16 protein-coding genes are annotated in these 17,215 nt (G+C 73.8%); 10 read left to right on the top strand and 6 right to left on the bottom strand.

Annotated features, from left to right (window positions below; all coding sequences use genetic code 11):
- Positions 1 to 103 precede the first annotated feature (103 nt).
- Genes Mco01_RS22815 through Mco01_RS22830 form a run of 4 tightly spaced genes read left to right on the top strand, consistent with a single transcriptional unit; the run spans position 104 to position 2,845 of the window.
- On the top strand, positions 104 to 430 hold the full coding sequence (locus tag Mco01_RS22815; RefSeq protein ID WP_204058939.1) for a DUF3052 family protein: 327 nt from the start codon (positions 104 to 106) through the stop codon (positions 428 to 430).
- Positions 381 to 1,247 (top strand): ABC transporter permease, encoded by an 867-nt coding sequence (locus Mco01_RS22820; RefSeq protein WP_204058940.1) that lies wholly within the window; start codon positions 381 to 383, stop codon positions 1,245 to 1,247. The genes Mco01_RS22815 and Mco01_RS22820 overlap by 50 nt, the downstream gene beginning before the upstream one ends.
- A gap of 5 nt (positions 1,248 to 1,252) precedes the next feature.
- The gene (locus Mco01_RS22825) at positions 1,253 to 2,041 is read left to right on the top strand and encodes an ABC transporter permease (RefSeq protein ID WP_204058941.1); all 789 of its coding nucleotides are present in this window, start codon (positions 1,253 to 1,255) and stop codon (positions 2,039 to 2,041) included.
- A complete protein-coding gene (locus Mco01_RS22830; RefSeq protein WP_204058942.1) occupies positions 2,042 to 2,845 on the top strand; it encodes an ABC transporter ATP-binding protein in 804 nt (267 codons plus the stop codon).
- Here Mco01_RS22830 and Mco01_RS22835 read toward each other — a convergent pair.
- The 4 genes from Mco01_RS22835 to Mco01_RS22850 form a co-directional block, all read right to left on the bottom strand.
- The gene (locus Mco01_RS22835; RefSeq protein ID WP_204058943.1) at positions 2,772 to 3,245 is read right to left on the bottom strand and encodes a hypothetical protein; all 474 of its coding nucleotides are present in this window, start codon (positions 3,243 to 3,245) and stop codon (positions 2,772 to 2,774) included. The genes Mco01_RS22830 and Mco01_RS22835 overlap by 74 nt on opposite strands.
- A 63-nt stretch (positions 3,246 to 3,308) precedes the next feature.
- Entirely contained in the window at positions 3,309 to 4,259 is a 951-nt protein-coding gene (locus tag Mco01_RS22840) for a DUF2705 family protein (protein WP_204058944.1), read from the bottom strand.
- Between the two features lie 22 nt (positions 4,260 to 4,281).
- The gene (locus Mco01_RS22845) at positions 4,282 to 5,391 is read right to left on the bottom strand and encodes an ABC transporter ATP-binding protein (RefSeq protein ID WP_239103840.1); all 1,110 of its coding nucleotides are present in this window, start codon (positions 5,389 to 5,391) and stop codon (positions 4,282 to 4,284) included.
- Positions 5,378 to 6,586, bottom strand: a complete 1,209-nt coding sequence (locus Mco01_RS22850; RefSeq protein ID WP_204058945.1) for a LolA family protein — start codon at positions 6,584 to 6,586, stop codon at positions 5,378 to 5,380. Before Mco01_RS22850 ends, Mco01_RS22845 begins: the two co-directional genes overlap by 14 nt.
- A 125-nt stretch (positions 6,587 to 6,711) precedes the next feature.
- Here Mco01_RS22850 and Mco01_RS22855 point away from each other — a divergent pair, with 125 nt between their 5' ends.
- The 3 genes from Mco01_RS22855 to Mco01_RS22865 are packed head-to-tail and all read left to right on the top strand — an operon-like array spanning position 6,712 to position 10,232.
- Positions 6,712 to 7,386: a response regulator transcription factor gene (locus tag Mco01_RS22855; RefSeq protein ID WP_204058946.1), complete on the top strand. Its 675-nt coding sequence runs from the start codon at positions 6,712 to 6,714 to the stop codon at positions 7,384 to 7,386.
- The gene (locus Mco01_RS22860; protein WP_204058947.1) at positions 7,376 to 8,740 is read left to right on the top strand and encodes a sensor histidine kinase; all 1,365 of its coding nucleotides are present in this window, start codon (positions 7,376 to 7,378) and stop codon (positions 8,738 to 8,740) included. Before Mco01_RS22855 ends, Mco01_RS22860 begins: the two co-directional genes overlap by 11 nt.
- A 10-nt stretch (positions 8,741 to 8,750) precedes the next feature.
- Positions 8,751 to 10,232, top strand: coding sequence for a pyridoxal phosphate-dependent decarboxylase family protein (locus tag Mco01_RS22865; RefSeq protein ID WP_204058948.1), 1,482 nt, complete (start codon positions 8,751 to 8,753; stop codon positions 10,230 to 10,232).
- A gap of 102 nt (positions 10,233 to 10,334) precedes the next feature.
- On the opposite strand, the gene folP is transcribed toward Mco01_RS22865, so the two are convergent.
- Complete coding sequence (gene folP, locus Mco01_RS22870) at positions 10,335 to 11,195, bottom strand: dihydropteroate synthase (protein WP_204058949.1); 861 nt, start codon at positions 11,193 to 11,195, stop codon at positions 10,335 to 10,337.
- Positions 11,196 to 11,283: 88 nt separating this feature from the next.
- Positions 11,284 to 12,153, bottom strand: a complete 870-nt coding sequence (locus Mco01_RS22875) for a LysR family transcriptional regulator (protein WP_036320026.1) — start codon at positions 12,151 to 12,153, stop codon at positions 11,284 to 11,286.
- A 151-nt stretch (positions 12,154 to 12,304) separates the two neighbouring features.
- Here Mco01_RS22875 and Mco01_RS39225 point away from each other — a divergent pair, with 151 nt between their 5' ends.
- The 3 genes from Mco01_RS39225 to Mco01_RS22890 all read left to right on the top strand — a co-directional run bounded on the left by Mco01_RS39225 (position 12,305) and on the right by Mco01_RS22890 (position 17,212).
- The gene (locus Mco01_RS39225; protein ID WP_239103841.1) at positions 12,305 to 14,047 is read left to right on the top strand and encodes a neutral zinc metallopeptidase; all 1,743 of its coding nucleotides are present in this window, start codon (positions 12,305 to 12,307) and stop codon (positions 14,045 to 14,047) included.
- A 93-nt stretch (positions 14,048 to 14,140) separates the two neighbouring features.
- Positions 14,141 to 15,730, top strand: a complete 1,590-nt coding sequence (locus Mco01_RS22885; protein ID WP_204058950.1) for an LCP family glycopolymer transferase — start codon at positions 14,141 to 14,143, stop codon at positions 15,728 to 15,730.
- Positions 15,731 to 15,850: 120 nt separating this feature from the next.
- Entirely contained in the window at positions 15,851 to 17,212 is a 1,362-nt protein-coding gene (locus Mco01_RS22890) for a S8 family serine peptidase (protein WP_204058951.1), read from the top strand.
- Positions 17,213 to 17,215: the final 3 nt, after the last annotated feature.

Genomic DNA, 17,215 nt, shown 5'->3' on the forward strand with positions numbered 1-17,215 from the left:
TCGCGTTACAGATGGGTAACGACCGGAGGTCATGCGAACCCCCATGCCTGGATATTCGGGAACCCCGCTGCCCCGGAAGCTGGGCGTCAGGCCAGGACACCGTGTGCTCCTGGTCAACGCCCCGCAAAGCCTCCCCCTCGACGGCGACGCGCACGACGACGGCCGCCCCGAGCCGTACGACGTGATCATGCTGTTCTGCCCCGACGGGGCGTCGCTGCGGGAGGGGTTCGCGCCGGCCCGTGAGCGCCTGGCCCGCGACGGCGGCCTGTGGGTGTGCTGGCCGAAGCGGTCGAGCGGGGTGGCCACCGACCTGTCGGAGAACCCGGTCCGCGACCACGGCCTGGCGCAGGGCCTGGTCGACAACAAGGTCTGCGCCGTGGATGAGACCTGGTCCGGACTGCGGTTCGTCTACCGCCTGCGCGACCGATGAACTACGATCACCGGGTCCCCGAGTTCGGAGGTGCGCGGCCTTCTCCCTCTACCTGCGGCTGGTCCGGTACGGCTTCCGCAAGCACGCGGCCTACTGGGGCGCGGCGGTGGCCGGCGCGTTCACCAACACCGTGTTCGGGGTGCTGCGCGCCTACGTGCTGATCGCCCTGTGGCGGTCCCGCCCGCACCTCGGGGGGTACGACCTTCCCGACGCGGTCGCCTTCTGCTTCCTCACCCAGGCGTTCATCGGCCCGATGCAGGTCTTCGGCGGCGGGCTCGACCTGACCGAGCGGATCCGCAGCGGCGACGTCGCCCTCGACCTGGTCCGGCCGGCGTCGCTGCAGCTGTGGCACCTGTCGGAGGACCTCGGCCGCGCCGCGTACCTCTTCCTCGTCCGCAGCGTGCCCCCGACCGTCGCCGGGGCCCTGCTGTTCGGCATCGTGCCGCCGGCCGACGCGCCCGCCTACCTGGTGAGCTTCGTCCTCGGGGTGGTGGTCAGCTTCGGCTGGCGCTACCTGGTCGCGCTGGCCGCCTTCTGGATCCTCGACGACCGGGGCCTCGCGGTGGCGTCGCTGGTGCTGACCACGTTCTTCAGCGGCCTCATGCTGCCTCTGGTGATCTTCCCGGGGTGGCTCGGGGCGCTGGCCCGGGCGCTGCCGTGGGCCGCCATGGTCCAGGTGCCGGCCGACGTCTACCTCGGCACGACCGGCCCGGGGCCCGCCCTCGCCTTCCAGGCCCTGTGGGCCGCCGTGCTGCTGGGCCTGGGCGCGCTCGCCACCTCCGTCGCCCGCAGGAGGGTCGTGATCCAGGGTGGGTGATCGCCGTGGTTAGGACCTACGCGCTGCTCGCCTGGGCCTGGACCCGGGCCGCCGCGCAGTACCCCCTCTCGTTCGCCGTGATGACGGTCGCCGGGTTCGTGACCAGCGGCCTCGACGCGGCCGTCATCTGGGTCATCTTCGCCAACACCAGGTCGCTGGCCGGCTTCGGCGTCGCGGAGGTCATGTTCCTGTACGGCGCCTCGTCGCTGGCGTTCACGGTCGCCGACCTGCTGTTCGGCAACGTCGACCGGATCAGCAGGCACATCAGGGCGGGCACCCTGGACGTGTTCCTGATCCGGCCGGCCAGCCCGTTCGTCCAGGTGGCGGTCGACCAGTTCGTCCCGCACCGGGTCGGCCGGGTCGTCCAGAGGGCCGTGATGCTCGGCCTGGCCCTGTCCCGCCTCGGCGTGCCCCCCGGGCGGGCCTGGATGATCCCCGTCATGGTCGCGTCGGGCATCGTGATCTTCGCCGCGCTCTTCGCGCTCAGCGGAGCCGTGCAGTTCCTGCTCACCGGCGCGCCCGAGGTGGCCAACGCCTTCACGTACGGCGGGGCGCAGCTCACCCAGTACCCGCTGAACGTGTACGGCGCCGACCTCGTGCGGGGCGTGACCTACGTGCTGCCTCTGGCGTTCGTCAACTGGCAGCCCGGGCTCTACGTGCTCGGCCGGGAGGACCCGCTCGGCCTGCCGCCGCTGCTGCGCTTTCTGTCCCCGGTCGCCGCGCTGGCGCTGGCGGGCGCCGCCGCGCTCGCCTGGCGCGCCGGGATCCGCCGCTACCGATCGACGGGGAGCTGAATGATCGAGGCAACGGCCGTGGGCCGGACGTTCAGAGTGCGCGGCTCGGTCGTGCACGCCGTGCGGGACCTGTCGTTCCGGATCGAGGCCGGGGAGTTCGTGGGGTGCCTCGGGCCGAACGGCGCGGGCAAGTCGACCACGATCAAGATGCTCACCGGCATCCTCGCGCCCACGTCGGGACGGGTGACCGTGGCCGGGCTCGACCCGTCACGCCGCCGTACGGGTCTCGCCCGCCGCATCGGCGTGGTGTTCGGCCAGCGGACGACGCTGTGGTGGGACCTGCCGCTCAAGGACAGCTTCGAACTGGTCCGGCTCCTGTACAAAGTAGATCGCGAGGTGTTCCGCCGGCGGCTCGGCGAGCTCGCCGAGCTGCTCGACCTGGGCGGGTTCCTCGCGACGCCGGTGCGGCAGCTCAGCCTCGGCCAGCGGATGCGGGGCGACATCGCCGCCGCCCTGCTCCACGACCCGGCCCTGCTCGTGCTGGACGAGCCGACGATCGGGCTCGACGTGGTGAGCAAGGCGGGCGTGCGCGACTTCCTGCGGCGGCTCAACGCCGAGCGCGGCACGACCGTCCTGCTGACCACGCACGACCTGGGCGACGTCGAACGGCTCTGCCGGCGGGTGCTGCTGATCGACCACGGCCGGCTCGCCTTCGACGGCACGGTGGACGACCTGCGGGCGCTGGTGCCCGGCGAGACGTCGATCGAGGACGTCGTCGCCCACCTCTACCTCAATAGCCCAGCGTCTCCTCGTACTCCTCCGGCTCCTCGTCCCTCGGGCGACCCGCCCAGCGTGACGGCATGAGCACGGGAACGAACAGGGCGATCCCCAGCAGGCCGTACACGCCGGTGGACAGGAGGGTGAGCATGCCGCGCCCGGCCTCGGCGAGGTCCTGCTGCACGGCCGTCCCGGTCGGCGCGAGGCTCGCCGCCCGGGACACGTCGAGGACGTAGACGACCGTCCACGCCAGCAGGGCCATCGACGGGAGGAACGTCGCCAGCGGGGAGACCCGGGTGACCAGGACGAGCCCCACCAGCAGGCCCACCACGGCCATGACGCCGATGGCGATCAGCATCCGCGTGTCCTTGGCCGGATCGACGTTCAGGGCGGCCCCCCTGACCGCCTCCTGGGAGGCCCATCCCCCGCCGAGGAGGACGGCCGCGCCGACCACAACGCCCAGGAGCAGCCCGAAGAAGTGCCGCATGCACACCGCCTACGTGAGAGGTCCGCGGCAACATTAGCGACAAAGACCGTCAAGTGGCACCACTTATGCCGTGATGTCCTTCGAGGTGAACCGCGACCAGGCGATCGACCCGAAGATCACGATGTACGCCAGGAAGGCCAGGAGGCCGCGTCCCATCTCGTCGGTCGCCATCGGATCCCGCAGCAGGCCGTCGAACGAACTCCACCACGACGTCAGCAGGAACGGCCGGACCACCGCGATCTGCGGGATCGCCCCGAGGACCTGGCTGACCACCACGAGCACCACGCTCGCCGCGACCGCGCCGATCGCCGCCTCGGTCAGGGTGGAGACGGCCAGCGCGACCGCGCCGAGGGCGGCCATGCCGGCCGCCGAGTACAGCGCCACCAGACCCACCCGGACGAGCCCCTCGGCCGCGGAGACCGTGGTGCCGGACAGCAGCGTGACCGGGCCCACCGGGAACAGCGCCACCCCCACGGCCAGCGCCGACAGCGCGACCAGGGCGCACGCCGCGAGGCAGAACACCACCACGTCGGCGTACTTGACCGCGAGCAGCCGGGTCCGGCCCGCGGGCGCCACGAGCAGGTAGCGCAGCGTGCCCTGCCCGGCCTCGCCCGCGACGGCGTCGCCCGCCACCACCGCGACCGCCAGCGGCAGCACGAGCGGCAGCATGACGAGGAACGCGGCGAACGTCAGCACCAGCCCGTTGCCCGCGACCTGCCCGATCAGCGACCCGCCGTCGCCGCGGGACGCGATCCGCACGGCCACCCCGATCAGCACGGGCACGGCCGCGAGCACGCCGAGCATGGCGAGGTTGCGGGGCCGCCGGAACGTCAGCCCGATCTCGGAGGCCAGCAGCCGCGCCGTATGGGCGGCCGGGTGCGCGGCCGTGTGCACGGCCGTGTGCACGGCCGTCGCGGTGTTCCGGCGGGAACGGCCGGAGCCGGACGTGTCGTCCGCCGCTCGCGTCGCCGCGTTCTGCTCGGTACGGTTGGCCGCGTCGTCCGCCACTCGCATCACGGTCTCCTCCGTCAACGTCTCACGCGCCGACATCGAACCCCTCCCCCGTCAGGCCGACGAAGACGTCCTCCAGGCTGGGCCGGACCACCCCGAACCCGCGCACCCGCACGCCCTCGGTCACCAGCAGGGCGCACAGGCGTTCCGGCACGGCGTCGCCGAGGTCGGCGGTCACCTCGCCGATCCCGTCGGGATGCACCGCCGCCGAGACTCCGGTCAGGCCGGCCGCCTCCAGCAGCGCCGCCGCCTCGGCCGCGTCCGCCGTCTCCACGCGCAGGCGCGGCCCGCCGCCGTCCGCCCGGAGGTCGGCGAGCGGGCCCTGGGCGACCAGCCGCCCGGACCGCATCACGCCCACGTGGGTGCACATCTGCTCGACCTCGGCGAGCAGATGGGAGGAGACGAACACCGTGGTGTCCTCCGCGGCGATCTCCTTGATGAGCGTCCGCACCTCCCGCGTACCCTGCGGGTCGAGCCCGTTGGTCGGCTCGTCCAGCACGAGCAGGTCCCGGGGCGCGAGCAGCGCGGCGGCGATGGCGAGACGCTGGCGCATGCCGAGCGAGTAGGCCCGGTAGCGCTTGCCCGCGGCGGCCGCCAGCCCCACCCGCTCCAGCGCCTCCCCCACCCGACGCCGCACGGTCCGGCCGTCGGCCGCCGGGTCGGCCGCGTCGAAGCGGCGCAGGTTGGCCTCCCCCGACAGGTACGGGTAGAACGCCGGCCCCTCCACCACGGCCCCCACTCTCGGCAGGGACCGGGCGAGCCCGGCGGGCATGGCCTCCCCCAGGAGCGACCATTCGCCGGACGTCGGCGCGACCAGACCGAGCAGCATGCGGATCGTGGTCGTCTTGCCCGACCCGTTCGGGCCCAGGAAGCCGTACACCGAGCCGCGCGGCACCGCCAGGCCGACGGCGTCGACGGCGACCTGGCCCCCGCGGAAACGCTTGGTGAGGCCGGTCGTGACGATGGCGTGCCCACCGCGGATGTCGGATCCTGCGGGCGGGTCGCCGGGGAGGGGCGGGGGCGCCCCGAGGAGCGCCCCCGCCGCGTTCACCGCGCCCACGGGTCCCCGCCCGCGGGCTCGCCGGGGCACGCCGTCGCGCCCCCGCTCGTCGCCAGACCGGTCATCGCGCCGCACCCGCCGCCTGATAGAGGGCCTCAGGTGTGACCGCCCCGGCGACCAGGCGGCCGTCGTCGGTCAGGAGGACCGACAGGAGCTTGGTCCGCAGCAGACGGCCGCTCCCCCACGGGCCGCTGACGCGCGTGGCCGACCGCAAAGCGGTGTCGAGCAGGTTCGCCGGGTTCGCCCCGTTCGCGCTCGCCCCGTTCGCGCTCGCCCCGTTCCCGCTCGCACCGTTCCCGCTCGCACCGTTCGCCGCGCTCGCGCCGCTCCCGCCCTTCGCGTCGGTCGCCGGCAGCGAGGTGACCAGGACGCTGTCCCAGCCCGACCCGGCGATCCGGGTGCCGTCGGCGGCGTCCCTCACCTTGCCGGCCTCGTGCCCGGCCGCCGCGGGGGCCCGGCCCTCCTCGACCTTGGCCCCCGCCGGCGGGGTGAACGTGAAGTTCTCCGGAGCCGGGGCCGAGAACGTGACCGAGTCGAAGCCCACCTCGAACGCGGGCTCGGCGGCCCCCTTGGCGTACACCTGGACGCGCAGCGGGATCAGCGTCTCCCCGTCGATCGCCACGCGGACGTCCCGCACCAGGGAGGTCGCGGTCTTCGGGGTGAGGACGACCTGGTAGGCGGCCCGGCCCGCGACGGTGACGTCGTCGGCCACGGTGATCCGGGTGTCGCCGCCGGCCGCCCTGAGGGCCTCCTGCGCCGCGTGCTGCGGCGTGAGCGCCGTCGGCAGCGGCGAGGCCGCGGACGGCAGCGGCACGGGCGAGCCGGTCGCCGCCCCCGGGTGACCGGTGAAGTGGGTGGCGGTGTTGGCGGCGCTGTCCCACAGCCACATCTGCCCGCCGTTGACGATCAGGTCGGTCTCGCTCATCTCGCCCGGCAGCATCAGCCGCACCCGGTCCTCGTCGCCGTACCAGACCTTGAGCTGGTGGGAGCCGGACAGCAGCGACAGGGCGCTCGCGCCGCCGCCGGAGAGGCCCGGCAGCGCCGGGAGCCCGAGGGACGCCGTCTCGACGACGGTGCCGGACATCGCGGGGACCTTGCGGGAGCTCCACGAGCCCGCCATGTCGGCGAGCAGCTGCTGGGCGGTGCGGTCCGGCAGGGACGGGTCGCCCTGCACAGCCGCGATCACCGGGCCGGTCCCGACGGCGGCCGCGACCACGGCGACCGCGGCGACCGGCACTCCCCACCTCACGGCGCGTGCTCTCTTGGACATCTCACATCTCCATCATGTGCGGCGGACTGACATTCCCGAGCCTGCTGGGCCGGTCCTGTGCCGACGCTGAGACGTCCTGAGAGCCCTCTCAGGCACCGGTGCCGGAATGGGTCCACTATGGGGCGATGCGGGTTCTGGTGGTGGAGGACGAACGGCGGATGGCGGCGGCCCTCAAGCGGGGGCTGCAGGCCGAGGGGTTCGCCGTGGACCTCGCGCACGACGGCGTCGAGGGCCTGCACCTGGCACGCGTCGGAGAGTACGACATCGTCGTGCTCGACATCATGCTGCCGCGGCTGTCCGGCTACAACGTGTGCAAGCAACTGCGCGCCGAGGAGAACTGGGTGCCGGTGCTCATGCTCTCCGCCAAGGACGGCGAGTACGACATGGCCGACGGGCTCGACCTCGGCGCCGACGACTACCTGACCAAGCCGTTCTCGTACGTCGTGCTGGTGGCGCGGCTGCGCGCCCTGCTGCGGCGCGGCGGCGGCCGCCGACCGGCCGTCCTGCGGGCCGGCGACCTGTCGCTCGACCCGGCCCGGCGGCAGGTGACCCGGGGCGACGCCTCGATCGAGCTGACGCCGCGCGAGTTCGCCCTCCTGGAGTACCTGATGCGGCGGCACGACGAGGTCGTGTCGAAGACCGAGATCCTCGAACACGTGTGGGACACCTACGACACCGACCCCAACGTGGTCGAGGTCTACGTCGGGTACCTCCGCCGCAAGATCGACGTGCCGTTCGGGCGCAGCGCGCTGCAGACCGTCCGGGGGGCCGGCTACCGGCTGGTGAGCGATGGCGGCTGACCCCCTCGGCTGGTGGCGGAGGCAGAGCCTGCGCTTCCGGCTGACGACGGTCTCGACCGCCGTGCTGGCCCTCGCGCTGGCCCTGTCGGCGTACGTCTTCGTGGGCGTGCTGGGCCGGGCCCTGATGCGGACCATCGACGACGAGGTCTACCAGCGGGCGAGGGAGGTCTCCGCCCTGTCCGACGCCGGGCGCCTGCCCGACCCGGTCGTCTCGGTCGACAACACGATCGTGCAGGTCATCGGGCCGGACGGGCGGATCGTGGACGCCACCCCGAACACCGACAGGCTCGTCCCGCTGCTCGGCGCCCGCGAGCGCGCCGAGGCCGTCCGCTCGGGGTCGGCCCGCTTCCTCGACGGCCGGCCGTACGCGATCCCGGGGCCGCTGCGGGTGCGGGCGCTCAGCGGGGACCACGGCGTGACGGTCATCGCCGCGCGGTCGTTCGCCGAGGTGGAGGGCGGCCTCACCACCACGGGGCACGTGCTGCTGGTCGGGATGCCGCTGCTGCTCGCGCTGCTCGCGGGGGCGTCGTGGCTGGTGATCGGCAGGACGCTGCGCCCGATCGCGCTGCTGCGCCGCGGAGCGGCCGAGATCAGCGGGACGGCGCGGTCCCGGCGGCTGCCCGTCCCCGAGGCCCGCGACGAGGTCCACTCCTTGGCCACCACGCTCAACGACATGCTGGGACGCCTGGAGGACGCCGACGCCCGCCAGCGCGCCCTCGTCTCCGACGCCGCGCACGAGCTGCGCAGCCCGCTGGCGAGCATCCGTCTCCAACTGGAGGTCGCGCTCAGCCACCCCGAGGGGCAGGACTGGAAGGAGACCGCGGAAGGCGTGCTGGAGGACACGCTCCGGCTGTCCCGCCTGGCCGAGGACCTGCTGGCCCTCGCCCGGCTCGACGAGGGCCGCCCCGGGCGGCGCGAGCCGGTCGACCTCGCCGCGCTGGCCCGGGGCACGGCAGAGCGGTACGGCCTGGCCCTCGACGCCGCCTCCCCCGCCGTCGTGCTGGGCGACGGCCTCGACCTGCGGCGGGTGCTCACCAACCTGGTCGACAACGCCCTCAGGCACGCGGCGTCCGCCGTGTCGGTCGCGGTCCGGACGGACCGTGGCACGGCGGAGCTGACGGTCGCCGACGACGGCCCGGGCATCCCGGCCGAGGACCGGGAGCGGGTCTTCGACCGCTTCACCCGCCTCGACAGCGCCCGCAGCCGGGACGACGGGGGCGCCGGGCTCGGGCTGGCCATCGTGCGGACGACGGTGGAGGCCCACGGCGGTACGGTCCACCTGGAGGACGCCGCCCCCGGCCTGCGCGCCGTCGTGCGGCTCCCCCTGGCAGACCGCCCCACGCACCACGCCTGAGGAGACCCATTTGCTTCCCGAGTACGGCAGGCCCGTCAACGACCTGCTCGCCGAGCTGACCGCGCTCAAGGCCGCCGACCTGCCGGTCCGGGGCGGCACGGTCACCGCGTACGTCTACGACACCGGACGGCCTGAGGTGCACGACGCCGCCCACCGGGCGTACGCGGAGATGCTCGAGGTGAACATGCTCGACCCGACGGCGTTCCCCAGCATGGTGGCGCTGGAGCGGCAGGTCGTGGCGGCCGCCGCCGAGCTGCTGGGGCGGCCGGGCGCGCCGGGGATCTTCACGAGCGGCGGCACCGAGTCGATCATGCTGGCCGTGAAGGCCGCCAGGGACGCGCGGCCCGGCGCGACCCGCGTGGTGCTGCCGGTCACCGCGCACCCGGCGTTCCACAAGGCCGCCCACTACCTCGGCATGGAGATCGTGCCGGTGCCGGTGGACCCCGTGACGTTCCGCGCCTCGGTGCCGGCCGTCGAGGCGGCCGTCGACCACCGCACGGCGCTGGTGGTCGCCTCGGCCCCGTCGTACCCCCAGGGCGTGGTCGACCCGGTCGAGGAGATCGCCGCGATCGCGGCCTCCCGCGGGGTGCTGTGCCATGTGGACGCCTGCGTGGGCGGGTGGCTGCTGCCGTGGCTGCGGGAGGCGGGGGCGGCCGTGCCGCCATTCGACCTGAGTGTCCCCGGCGTCACCTCGATCTCGTGCGACCTGCACAAGTACGGCTACGCGCCGAAGGGCGCCTCGGTGCTGCTGTTCCGGGACGCCGGGCTGCGCCGCCGGGCCTACTTCGCCTCGGCGGCCTGGCCGGGCTACACGATCATCAACGCCACCGTGCAGAGCTCGCGCTCGGCCGGGCCGCTGGCGGGGGCGTGGGCGACCCTGCAGTCCCTCGGCCGGGAGGGCTACCGGGAGCTGGGCCGCAGCACCCTGGAGGCCACCCGCCGGCTGGCCGAGGGCATCCGCGCGATCCCCGGCCTGCGGGTGCTCGGCGAGCCGGAGACATCGCTCGTCGCCGTCGCCGGGTCGCCCGAGGTCGACGTGTTCGTGCTCGCCGACGAGGCGCGCAGGCTCGGCTGGTTCCTCCAGCCGCAGCTCTCGTACGCCGGCATTCCCGCCAACCTGCACATCACGGTGACCGGCGTGACGCTGTCGGGGGTGGACGCCATGCTCGACGTCATCGCCCGGTCGGCGGAGGCGGCGCGGGCCAAGGGCCCGGCGGCGGTGCCGGACGGGCTGCCCGAGCTGATCGCCTCGCTCGACCTCGACGCCCTCGACGACGCCACGTTCGCCCAGCTCGCCGCCTCGGTCGGCATCGACCTCGGCCCCTCCCCCGTAGGTGACGCCGGACCGGGAGACCGCGGCGTCGACGGGACGAACGGCACCGGCTCTGGTGACGGGGGCGGCATGGCCGCGGTCAACGCGGTGCTCGACGCCCTGCCGGCCGAGACCCGGGAGGCGATCCTGGTCCGCTTCCTGTCCGTCATGTACGCCTGACGGCCGGCGCGCGCGGCCCACCGGTACGGGACGGGCGGGCGACAGGGGCGACGCGCGGCCGACCGCGAGGGGACGCGACCGCGGGGGCGCGCGGGCGACCGCTCAGCCGGCGGCGAGGCGGGCGACGACGGCGAGGGTCCTCCGGGCGCTCGCGGCGTCGTGGACCCGGAACACGCGGGCGCCCTGGAGGGCCGACACGGCCAGCGTGGCCAGCGTGCCCGCGTGCCGTTCCCCGACCGGGAGCCCGCCGAGCGCCTCGCCCACGAAGTCTTTGTTGGACACCGCCACCAGGACCGGCCATCCGGTGGCGGTCATCTCGCCGAGCCGGCGGCTCACCTCCAGCGAGTGCCAGGTGTTCTTGCCGAAGTCGTGCGCGGGGTCGATGAGGACGGCGTCCCTGCGCACGCCCGCCGCGACGGCCCGCTCGGCGAGATCGGTGGTGTAGGCGACCACGTCGGCGACCACGTCGTCGTACGCGATGCGATGCGGCCGGGTGCGCGGCTCGACGCGGCCGGCGTGGGCGCAGACCAGCCCGATGCCGTGGGCCGCCGCGACCTCGGCCAGCCCGGGGTCGACCCCGCCCCACGTGTCGTTGAGGAGGTCGGCGCCCGCCTCGGCCACGACCTTCGCCACTTCTGAGCGCCAGGTGTCCACACTGATGACCACGTCGGGGTGGCGGTCGCGCACGGCGGCGACGACCTCGGCGACCCGGCGGATCTCCTCGTCCGGGTCGACCTCGGCGCCGGGGCCGGCCTTCACACCGCCGATGTCCACGATGTCGGCGCCCTCGTCGATCAGCCGGGAGGCGGCGTCCACGGCCGCCCTGAAGGCGAACGTCGAGCCCCTGTCGTAGAACGAGTCGGGGGTGCGGTTGACCACGGCCATGACCGCGAAGTCGCCGGGCCCGAAGGCGCGGCCGCGCAGGCGGAGGACGGACGGCTGGTCGGACGTCGGACTAGGCATCGGCGCCAGCCTACTCGCCGGCGCCGACGCCCCTTGCCTGCCGCCGTGGACATGCGTTTGGAACGCTCCAATGAAATTGCAAAGAAAATCACGCCGCGGATCCGCCTTCGGCGAGGGCGAGGAAGTCCTGCGCCATCGCGGGGAGCCTGCGCCGGGCGTGGACCACGGCGATGATCTTCCTGAGCGAGGGGTCGAGCGAGCGGACCACCAGGCCGGCGCGGGCCGCCTGGTCGGCCATGCCCCGATACCAGAGCAGGGACGCCCGCCCCTCGCGCACCGCCCGCAGCCAGCCGCGGCGCTCGTCCGACTCCACCGCGGGGATCGGGCGGACGCCGTACGTCACGAAGATGTGGTCGAACTCCCTGCGGCGGGGGCTGCCGGGGGCGGGCAGGACCAGGCGCATGCCGTCCAGCCGCGCCATCGGCACGGGATCGGGCAGGTCGGTGCCGGGAGGGGAGATGAGCACGATCTCCTGGCGTTCCAGCGGGTGGCTGACCAGGTCGGTCGGGACCGGAAGGTCGGTGAGGCCGAGGTCGGCCCGCTGCTCGCGGACCGCGCTGACCACCGCCTCCCGGCCGTCGCACCGCACGATGTGCACCCGGATGCCCGGGTGCTCCGCCGCGTACGCGGGCAGCAGGCGCCCGGCCAGACCGGGCTCCAGGCTCGGGGTCGAGGCGATGCGCAGTTCGGCGCCGGGCGTGCTGCCCTGCGTCGCCAGCGCCTCGATCTCCGCGACGGCGTCGAGCGCCTCCCGGGCGAGCTTGACGACGCGGCGGCCCTGCGCGGTCACGACGACCCCTCGCCCCGAACGCGCGAACAGCGTCATGCCGAGCTCGCGTTCCAAATCGCGAATCGCGCGGGACAGGGCAGGTTGCGCGATATAGAGCGATCTGGCCGCGTCGGTCATGGTGCGGTGCTCCGCGGTGGCGACCACGTAACGGAGCTGCTGCAGATTCATGCGAAAAACGCTAGGGCAGACGAGCCCGGCGATTCCGGAACATCGCAGAGATCACCTCGGATGATTACGGAATGTACCTGACATCTGCTACATCCGTGACCCCTGGGAAATCAGTATTCTTTTGCCCCAAATCGACGAAGGGGGCGATGTCTTGGCGCCGCAGTACCCTCCGCCGCCACCACGGGGCCGTCCTCCGTATTCGTCCGGGCCGAATTCCCCTGAACCATTCGGACAGGGTCCGGACAGGGACAATTCGGATGACCAGGAATCCCTTTCCGGGAGTCCTCCCTGGCCGGGCACCCTGCCCCCGGACGCCCACTGGCCCCGTTCCCAGGATCTCGGCCACACCCCCGGCGTCCCGGCGCCGCCGCCCCCTCCCGGGTGGCCGCAGTACCCCGACCCCGGCCCGCAGCAGCAGGGTTCGTACCAACCGGGCGAGACGTACCAACCCGCCGGGCCCCAGCATCCGGGCGGGCCGTACCGGCCGGGCCAGTACCAGCAGGGCGGGCCGTACCAGCCACGTGAGGCGTACCAGCCGGCCGGGCCCCAGCAGCCGGGCCAGTACCAGCCAGGCCCGCAGCAGCAGGGCGGGCCGTACCAGCAGGGCGGGGAGCGGCAGGGGCCGGGCGGATACCCGCGGCAGCCGGACCCCCAGGCGTTCCGGGACCCCGGGCCGCGGCCCCGCCCGTGGCCAGGCAGTCCGGACCTCGCGCAGCCCGGACCCCGCAACGTCCCGCCGCCCCCGAACACGCCACCGGCCCCGAACCTGCCGCCGCCGAGCGTCCCCCCGCCGCCATACGCACCGCCGTACCCGCCGCAGTCCCCGGGCCAGCCCTCGGGTCGGCCGGGGTACCCGCGGCCGCCCGTCCCGCCGGTACCGTACGGCCCGCCCGGGTACGCCCCCGGGTGGCGTCCGCCCAAGCGCAGATCCGGGGCGGGGGCGCTGATCGGCGGCCTCGTCGGCGCGGTCGCGGTCGTCTTCGTCCTGCTCGCCGTCGCGGGCGCGCTGCTGCGCTCCGCCCACCGGTCCGAGCCCGTGTCGCCGGTCGCGATCCCGACGTACGGGGTCCCGACACTGCCGACCTACGAGCCGACGTCCGAGCCCACCTCGGGTACGACCCGGCGGCCGACGTCGCCGCCGACCGCGGCCCCCACGAAGCCCCCGACCCCGCGTGTGCTCAACCGGAGCCTGAAGAACAACACGGTCTACCGGGCCGGCGGGCTGCCCAGGACGAACTGCCCGGCGGGCGGCGCGAGCATCTACAACCACACCCAGTTCAAGGCGCTCATCCTGAAGACCGGCACCTGCATGGGCAAGGCGTGGGCTCCGGCGCTGCGCAAGGTCGGGATCGCCTGGACACCACCGAGCTACATGATCGCGCGGACCAGGGGACGGGGGGCCTGCGGCGACTACCCCGCACCCGGGAGCAACGTGCCGTACTACTGTCCCAGCAACCGCACGATCTACGCCTCCACCAGCGCCATGACCCGGGAGTACGGCTCGCTGGGCTCGTGGAACGGGATCATCATCAGCATGATGGCCCACGAGTACGGCCATCACATCCAGAACCTGTCCGGCATCTCGGACTCCTGGTGGGAGCGGACGCTCGACGCCCACTCCCAGAGCGAGCGGATGGGTCTCAGCCGCCGGCACGAACTCCAGGCGACCTGCTTCGGCGGGATGTTCATGCGCTCGGTCGCGGCCAGCTACCCGATCACCACGGCCCAGCGGAACACGCTCCTGTGGGCGTACACCCATCTGGGCGACCCGCCGGGCGGCCCGCGCGACCACGGGACGACGCGGAGCAACGCCGCCTGGTTCCGGCAGGGGTACACGCGCCCCCTCGCGTACCAGTGCAACACCTGGGCCGTCGGCGCGGCCTCGGTGTCGTAACGGTAGGCCGCAAAGCTGGGTTTACGTCGGCATTGTCCGGATATGGGGGTTAGACTCCCTAGCCAACGTTCGCAGAGGAGAGTGCGGTGAACCATGGGCGACGGGGGTCCCGCTGAGCAGACCGGGCGTCCCCCGGACGGGCAGAGCTCTGAGGGGCAGGACGGGCAGGCGCCCGAGCGGCGGGACGTCCGCCCGCGGAAGGGCCGGGAGCCTCGCTACGCCAAGCCGCTGACCACCGCCTCGCTCATCGGCTGGACGGCCCTGTCGGCCGTCGTCCCCGGCGCGGCGCACCTGCGGGCCGGCAACCGCCGCATCGGGTTCGCCCTGCTCGGCGTGTTCGGAGCGGGCCTGGTGGCCGTGGTCGTCTTCGCCCTGCGCCTCGTGGGCGACGCCGGAGCCGCCGTGCGCGGCAGCACGCTGACGGCCATCATGATCGGCGCCGGCGTGTGCGCGGTGGCCTGGTTCGCGCTCGTCGCCCTGTCGTTCGTCGCCCTGCGGCCGCAGCGCCTGCCCCAGGGCGGCCAGATCGTGTCGGGCATCGTCGCCGGGGTGCTGTGCGTGTCCGTGATGGCGCCGTTCGCCGTCACCGCGGGGTACGTCAGGACCGCGAGCCAGACGCTCGACGCGGTGACGGCGCCCGAGCCCGGCGTGACGGTGTCCCAGATCAGGGCCGAGGACCCCTGGAACGGCCGCAAGCGGGTCAACTTCCTGCTCATCGGCGGCGACGCCGCCGGCAATCGCATCGGCGTGCGCACCGACTCCATGACCGTCGCGAGCGTGAACATCGCCACCGGCAACACCGTGCTGCTGAGCCTGCCGCGCAACCTCCAGTACGTCCGCTTCCCGCCGACCAGCCCGCTGCACCGGCTGTTCCCCGACGGCTTCAACGCCGAGGGGCAGGGCCTGCTCAACTCGGTCTGGTACTACGCGGACAACAACCCGCAGGTCATGGGCGGCAAGAACCGGGGCGCCCAGGCGCTCAAGGACGCCATCGGCTACACCCTCGGCCTGCACATCGACTACTACGCCATGGTCGACATGTTCGGCTTCGCCGCGCTGATCGACGCGGTCGGCGGCCTCAAGATCCGGGTCGAGCGGGACGTCAAGTGGGGCGGCCACTTCGGCACCGCCGGCACGATCAAGGCGGGCTACCGGACGCTGAACGGCGAGGAGGTGCTCTGGTACGGCCGCTCCCGGGTGGACAGCGACGACTTCTCCCGGATGGCCCGGCAGCGCTGCGTCATCGGCGCCCTCGCGCACCAGGTCACCCCGGCCACCGTCCTCGCGAACTTCACCAAGATCGCCGCTGCCGCCCGCCACATGTTCCGCACGGACATCCCCCGCGACCTGCTGGAGCACCTGGTGCCGCTCGGCATGAAGGTGCGGAACGCCAAGATCACCAGCCTGCAGTTCGTGCCTCCGGTGATCTACCCCGGCAACCCCGACTGGGTGAAGATCCGGAACCTGACCCGTGAGGCCGTCCGCGAGTCGATGGCCGACCAGGTGACGGCGGCGACCGGGCCGAGCCCGGCCGCGTCCGCGCTCGCCTCCGGAGCGCGCCCCACGCCGTCCGTCTCGGCGTCGCCCTCGTCCACGCCGTCGCCGCGCGTCTCGACGCCCGGGCAGACCCCGACGCCGAACGATCAGGCGGCCAAGAGCCTGTCGGAGCTCTGCGGGTTCTGACACTCCGGGGCCTCTCGTCCCCACGAGAGGCCCAGGAACCCTGCGAAAACGGTGGACTCCGCCGCCCGGATGACGCATCGTTGTGACGCGACGTAATCGTCTAGTCACGGAGTGAAACCGGTGCGCGTACTGATCCAGCTGCGTCCCTCCCCCGATCTGGTCGCCGCGGTCGCCGGCCGCACGGCCACGGCGACGGCCGCCGACGTGGCCGACGGCCTGCCGGGCGTGGTGCTCGACCGGTCCTACGGCCCGGTGGCGGTGCCCCGCCCGATGCCGGCGGTCCCGGGCGGCGACCCCCTGTCGCTGAACCAGCCGCTGGCGTTCTCGATGGCGCCGCACGAGGCGTCCGTCGTGGTGCGCGGGGAGATCGGCGACGACGAGATCTCCACCCGGGTCTCGCTGCTGCCCGCGACCCGGCGGGACGTGGTCGCGGTGTACGCTGACCCGGTCATCGAGAGCACGCCCACCTGCGGCGGCGACGGGCCTGTGGGCGACTGGCACGACGTGGAGCGGCTGCTGCGGGTGACCGACCTCGCCGCGGAGGGCCTCGACGGCTCCGGCGTGCCCCTGGCGATCACCGACACCGGGATCAACGCCGGTCACGTGTCGGCGGCCCTGGGCCGGGCGGTCACGGTGGACCGGGAGCGCAGCTGGAACCCCGCCGGCGTGTCCGGCCGGGCCGGGGAGTTCGCCGTGGACCACGGCACGATGTGCGCGTTCGACACGCTCGTCGCCGCCCCGAAGGCCTCGCTCGTCGACCTCCCCGTCCTGCTGTCGCGCCGGTCGGGCGGGACGACGATGGACGGCCTGCTGTCCGACGCCCTCGCGGCGTACGCCCACCTGCGGACCGTGCTGGAGGCCCAGCCGGCGGCCTCCCGGTCTCTCGTGATCAGCAACAGCTGGGGGTCGTTCTCCCCGCGGTGGGACTTCCCACCGGGCCATCCCGGCAACTACTCGGACAACCCGGCGCACCCGTTCAACCTGATCGTCGGCAGCCTGGCCGAGGCGGGCGCCGACATCCTGTTCGCCGCCGGCAACTGCGGGCGGCAGTGCCCCGACAGCCGGTGCGCCTATCCCGACCGGTCCATCGTCGGGGCCAACTCGCACCCGCGTGTGCTGTCGATCGGCGGGGTCGACACGAAAGGCGAGCGGGTCGGCTACTCCTCCCAGGGGCCGGGCCGGCTCGCCCCGCGCAAGCCCGACCTCTGCTCCTACACCCACTTCGCCGGGTCGGGCGCCTTCGGGGCCGACGAGCCCGACTCGGGGACGTCGGCCGCCTGCCCGGTCGCCGCCGGGCTGGTCGCGGCCGTCCGCACCCGCTGGCCCTCCGCCGCGCTGTCGCCGGCCCAGCTGCGTACCCTCCTCCGCAGGACGGCCGATGATCGCAGCGACGTAGGCTATGACTACGACTACGGGTACGGCGTCGTGGACGTCGCCGGGATCCTCGCCGCCCTGCGCAGGAGGGCGGCGCGGGCGGCCTGAGCC

It is taken from the genome of Microbispora corallina, assembly GCF_016863035.1.
GTDB classification, from domain to species: Bacteria; Actinomycetota; Actinomycetes; order Streptosporangiales; family Streptosporangiaceae; genus Microbispora; species Microbispora corallina.

Bases quoted from the DNA above. Each gene is read 5' to 3' on its own strand.
- folP (WP_204058949.1), bottom strand. From the start codon at position 11,195: ATGCCTAGTCCGACGTCCGACCAGCCGTCCGTCCTCCGCCTGCGCGGC.
- Mco01_RS22830 (WP_204058942.1), top strand. From the start codon at position 2,042: ATGATCGAGGCAACGGCCGTGGGCCGGACGTTCAGAGTGCGCGGCTCG.
- Mco01_RS22820 (WP_204058940.1), top strand. From the start codon at position 381: ATGAGACCTGGTCCGGACTGCGGTTCGTCTACCGCCTGCGCGACCGAT.
- Mco01_RS22840 (WP_204058944.1), bottom strand. From the start codon at position 4,259: ATGCGAGTGGCGGACGACGCGGCCAACCGTACCGAGCAGAACGCGGCG.
- Mco01_RS22860 (WP_204058947.1), top strand. From the start codon at position 7,376: ATGGCGGCTGACCCCCTCGGCTGGTGGCGGAGGCAGAGCCTGCGCTTC.
- Mco01_RS22885 (WP_204058950.1), top strand. From the start codon at position 14,141: ATGGGCGACGGGGGTCCCGCTGAGCAGACCGGGCGTCCCCCGGACGGG.
- Mco01_RS22850 (WP_204058945.1), bottom strand. From the start codon at position 6,586: ATGTCCAAGAGAGCACGCGCCGTGAGGTGGGGAGTGCCGGTCGCCGCG.
- Mco01_RS22855 (WP_204058946.1), top strand. From the start codon at position 6,712: ATGCGGGTTCTGGTGGTGGAGGACGAACGGCGGATGGCGGCGGCCCTC.
- Mco01_RS22875 (WP_036320026.1), bottom strand. From the start codon at position 12,153: ATGAATCTGCAGCAGCTCCGTTACGTGGTCGCCACCGCGGAGCACCGC.
- Mco01_RS22835 (WP_204058943.1), bottom strand. From the start codon at position 3,245: ATGCGGCACTTCTTCGGGCTGCTCCTGGGCGTTGTGGTCGGCGCGGCC.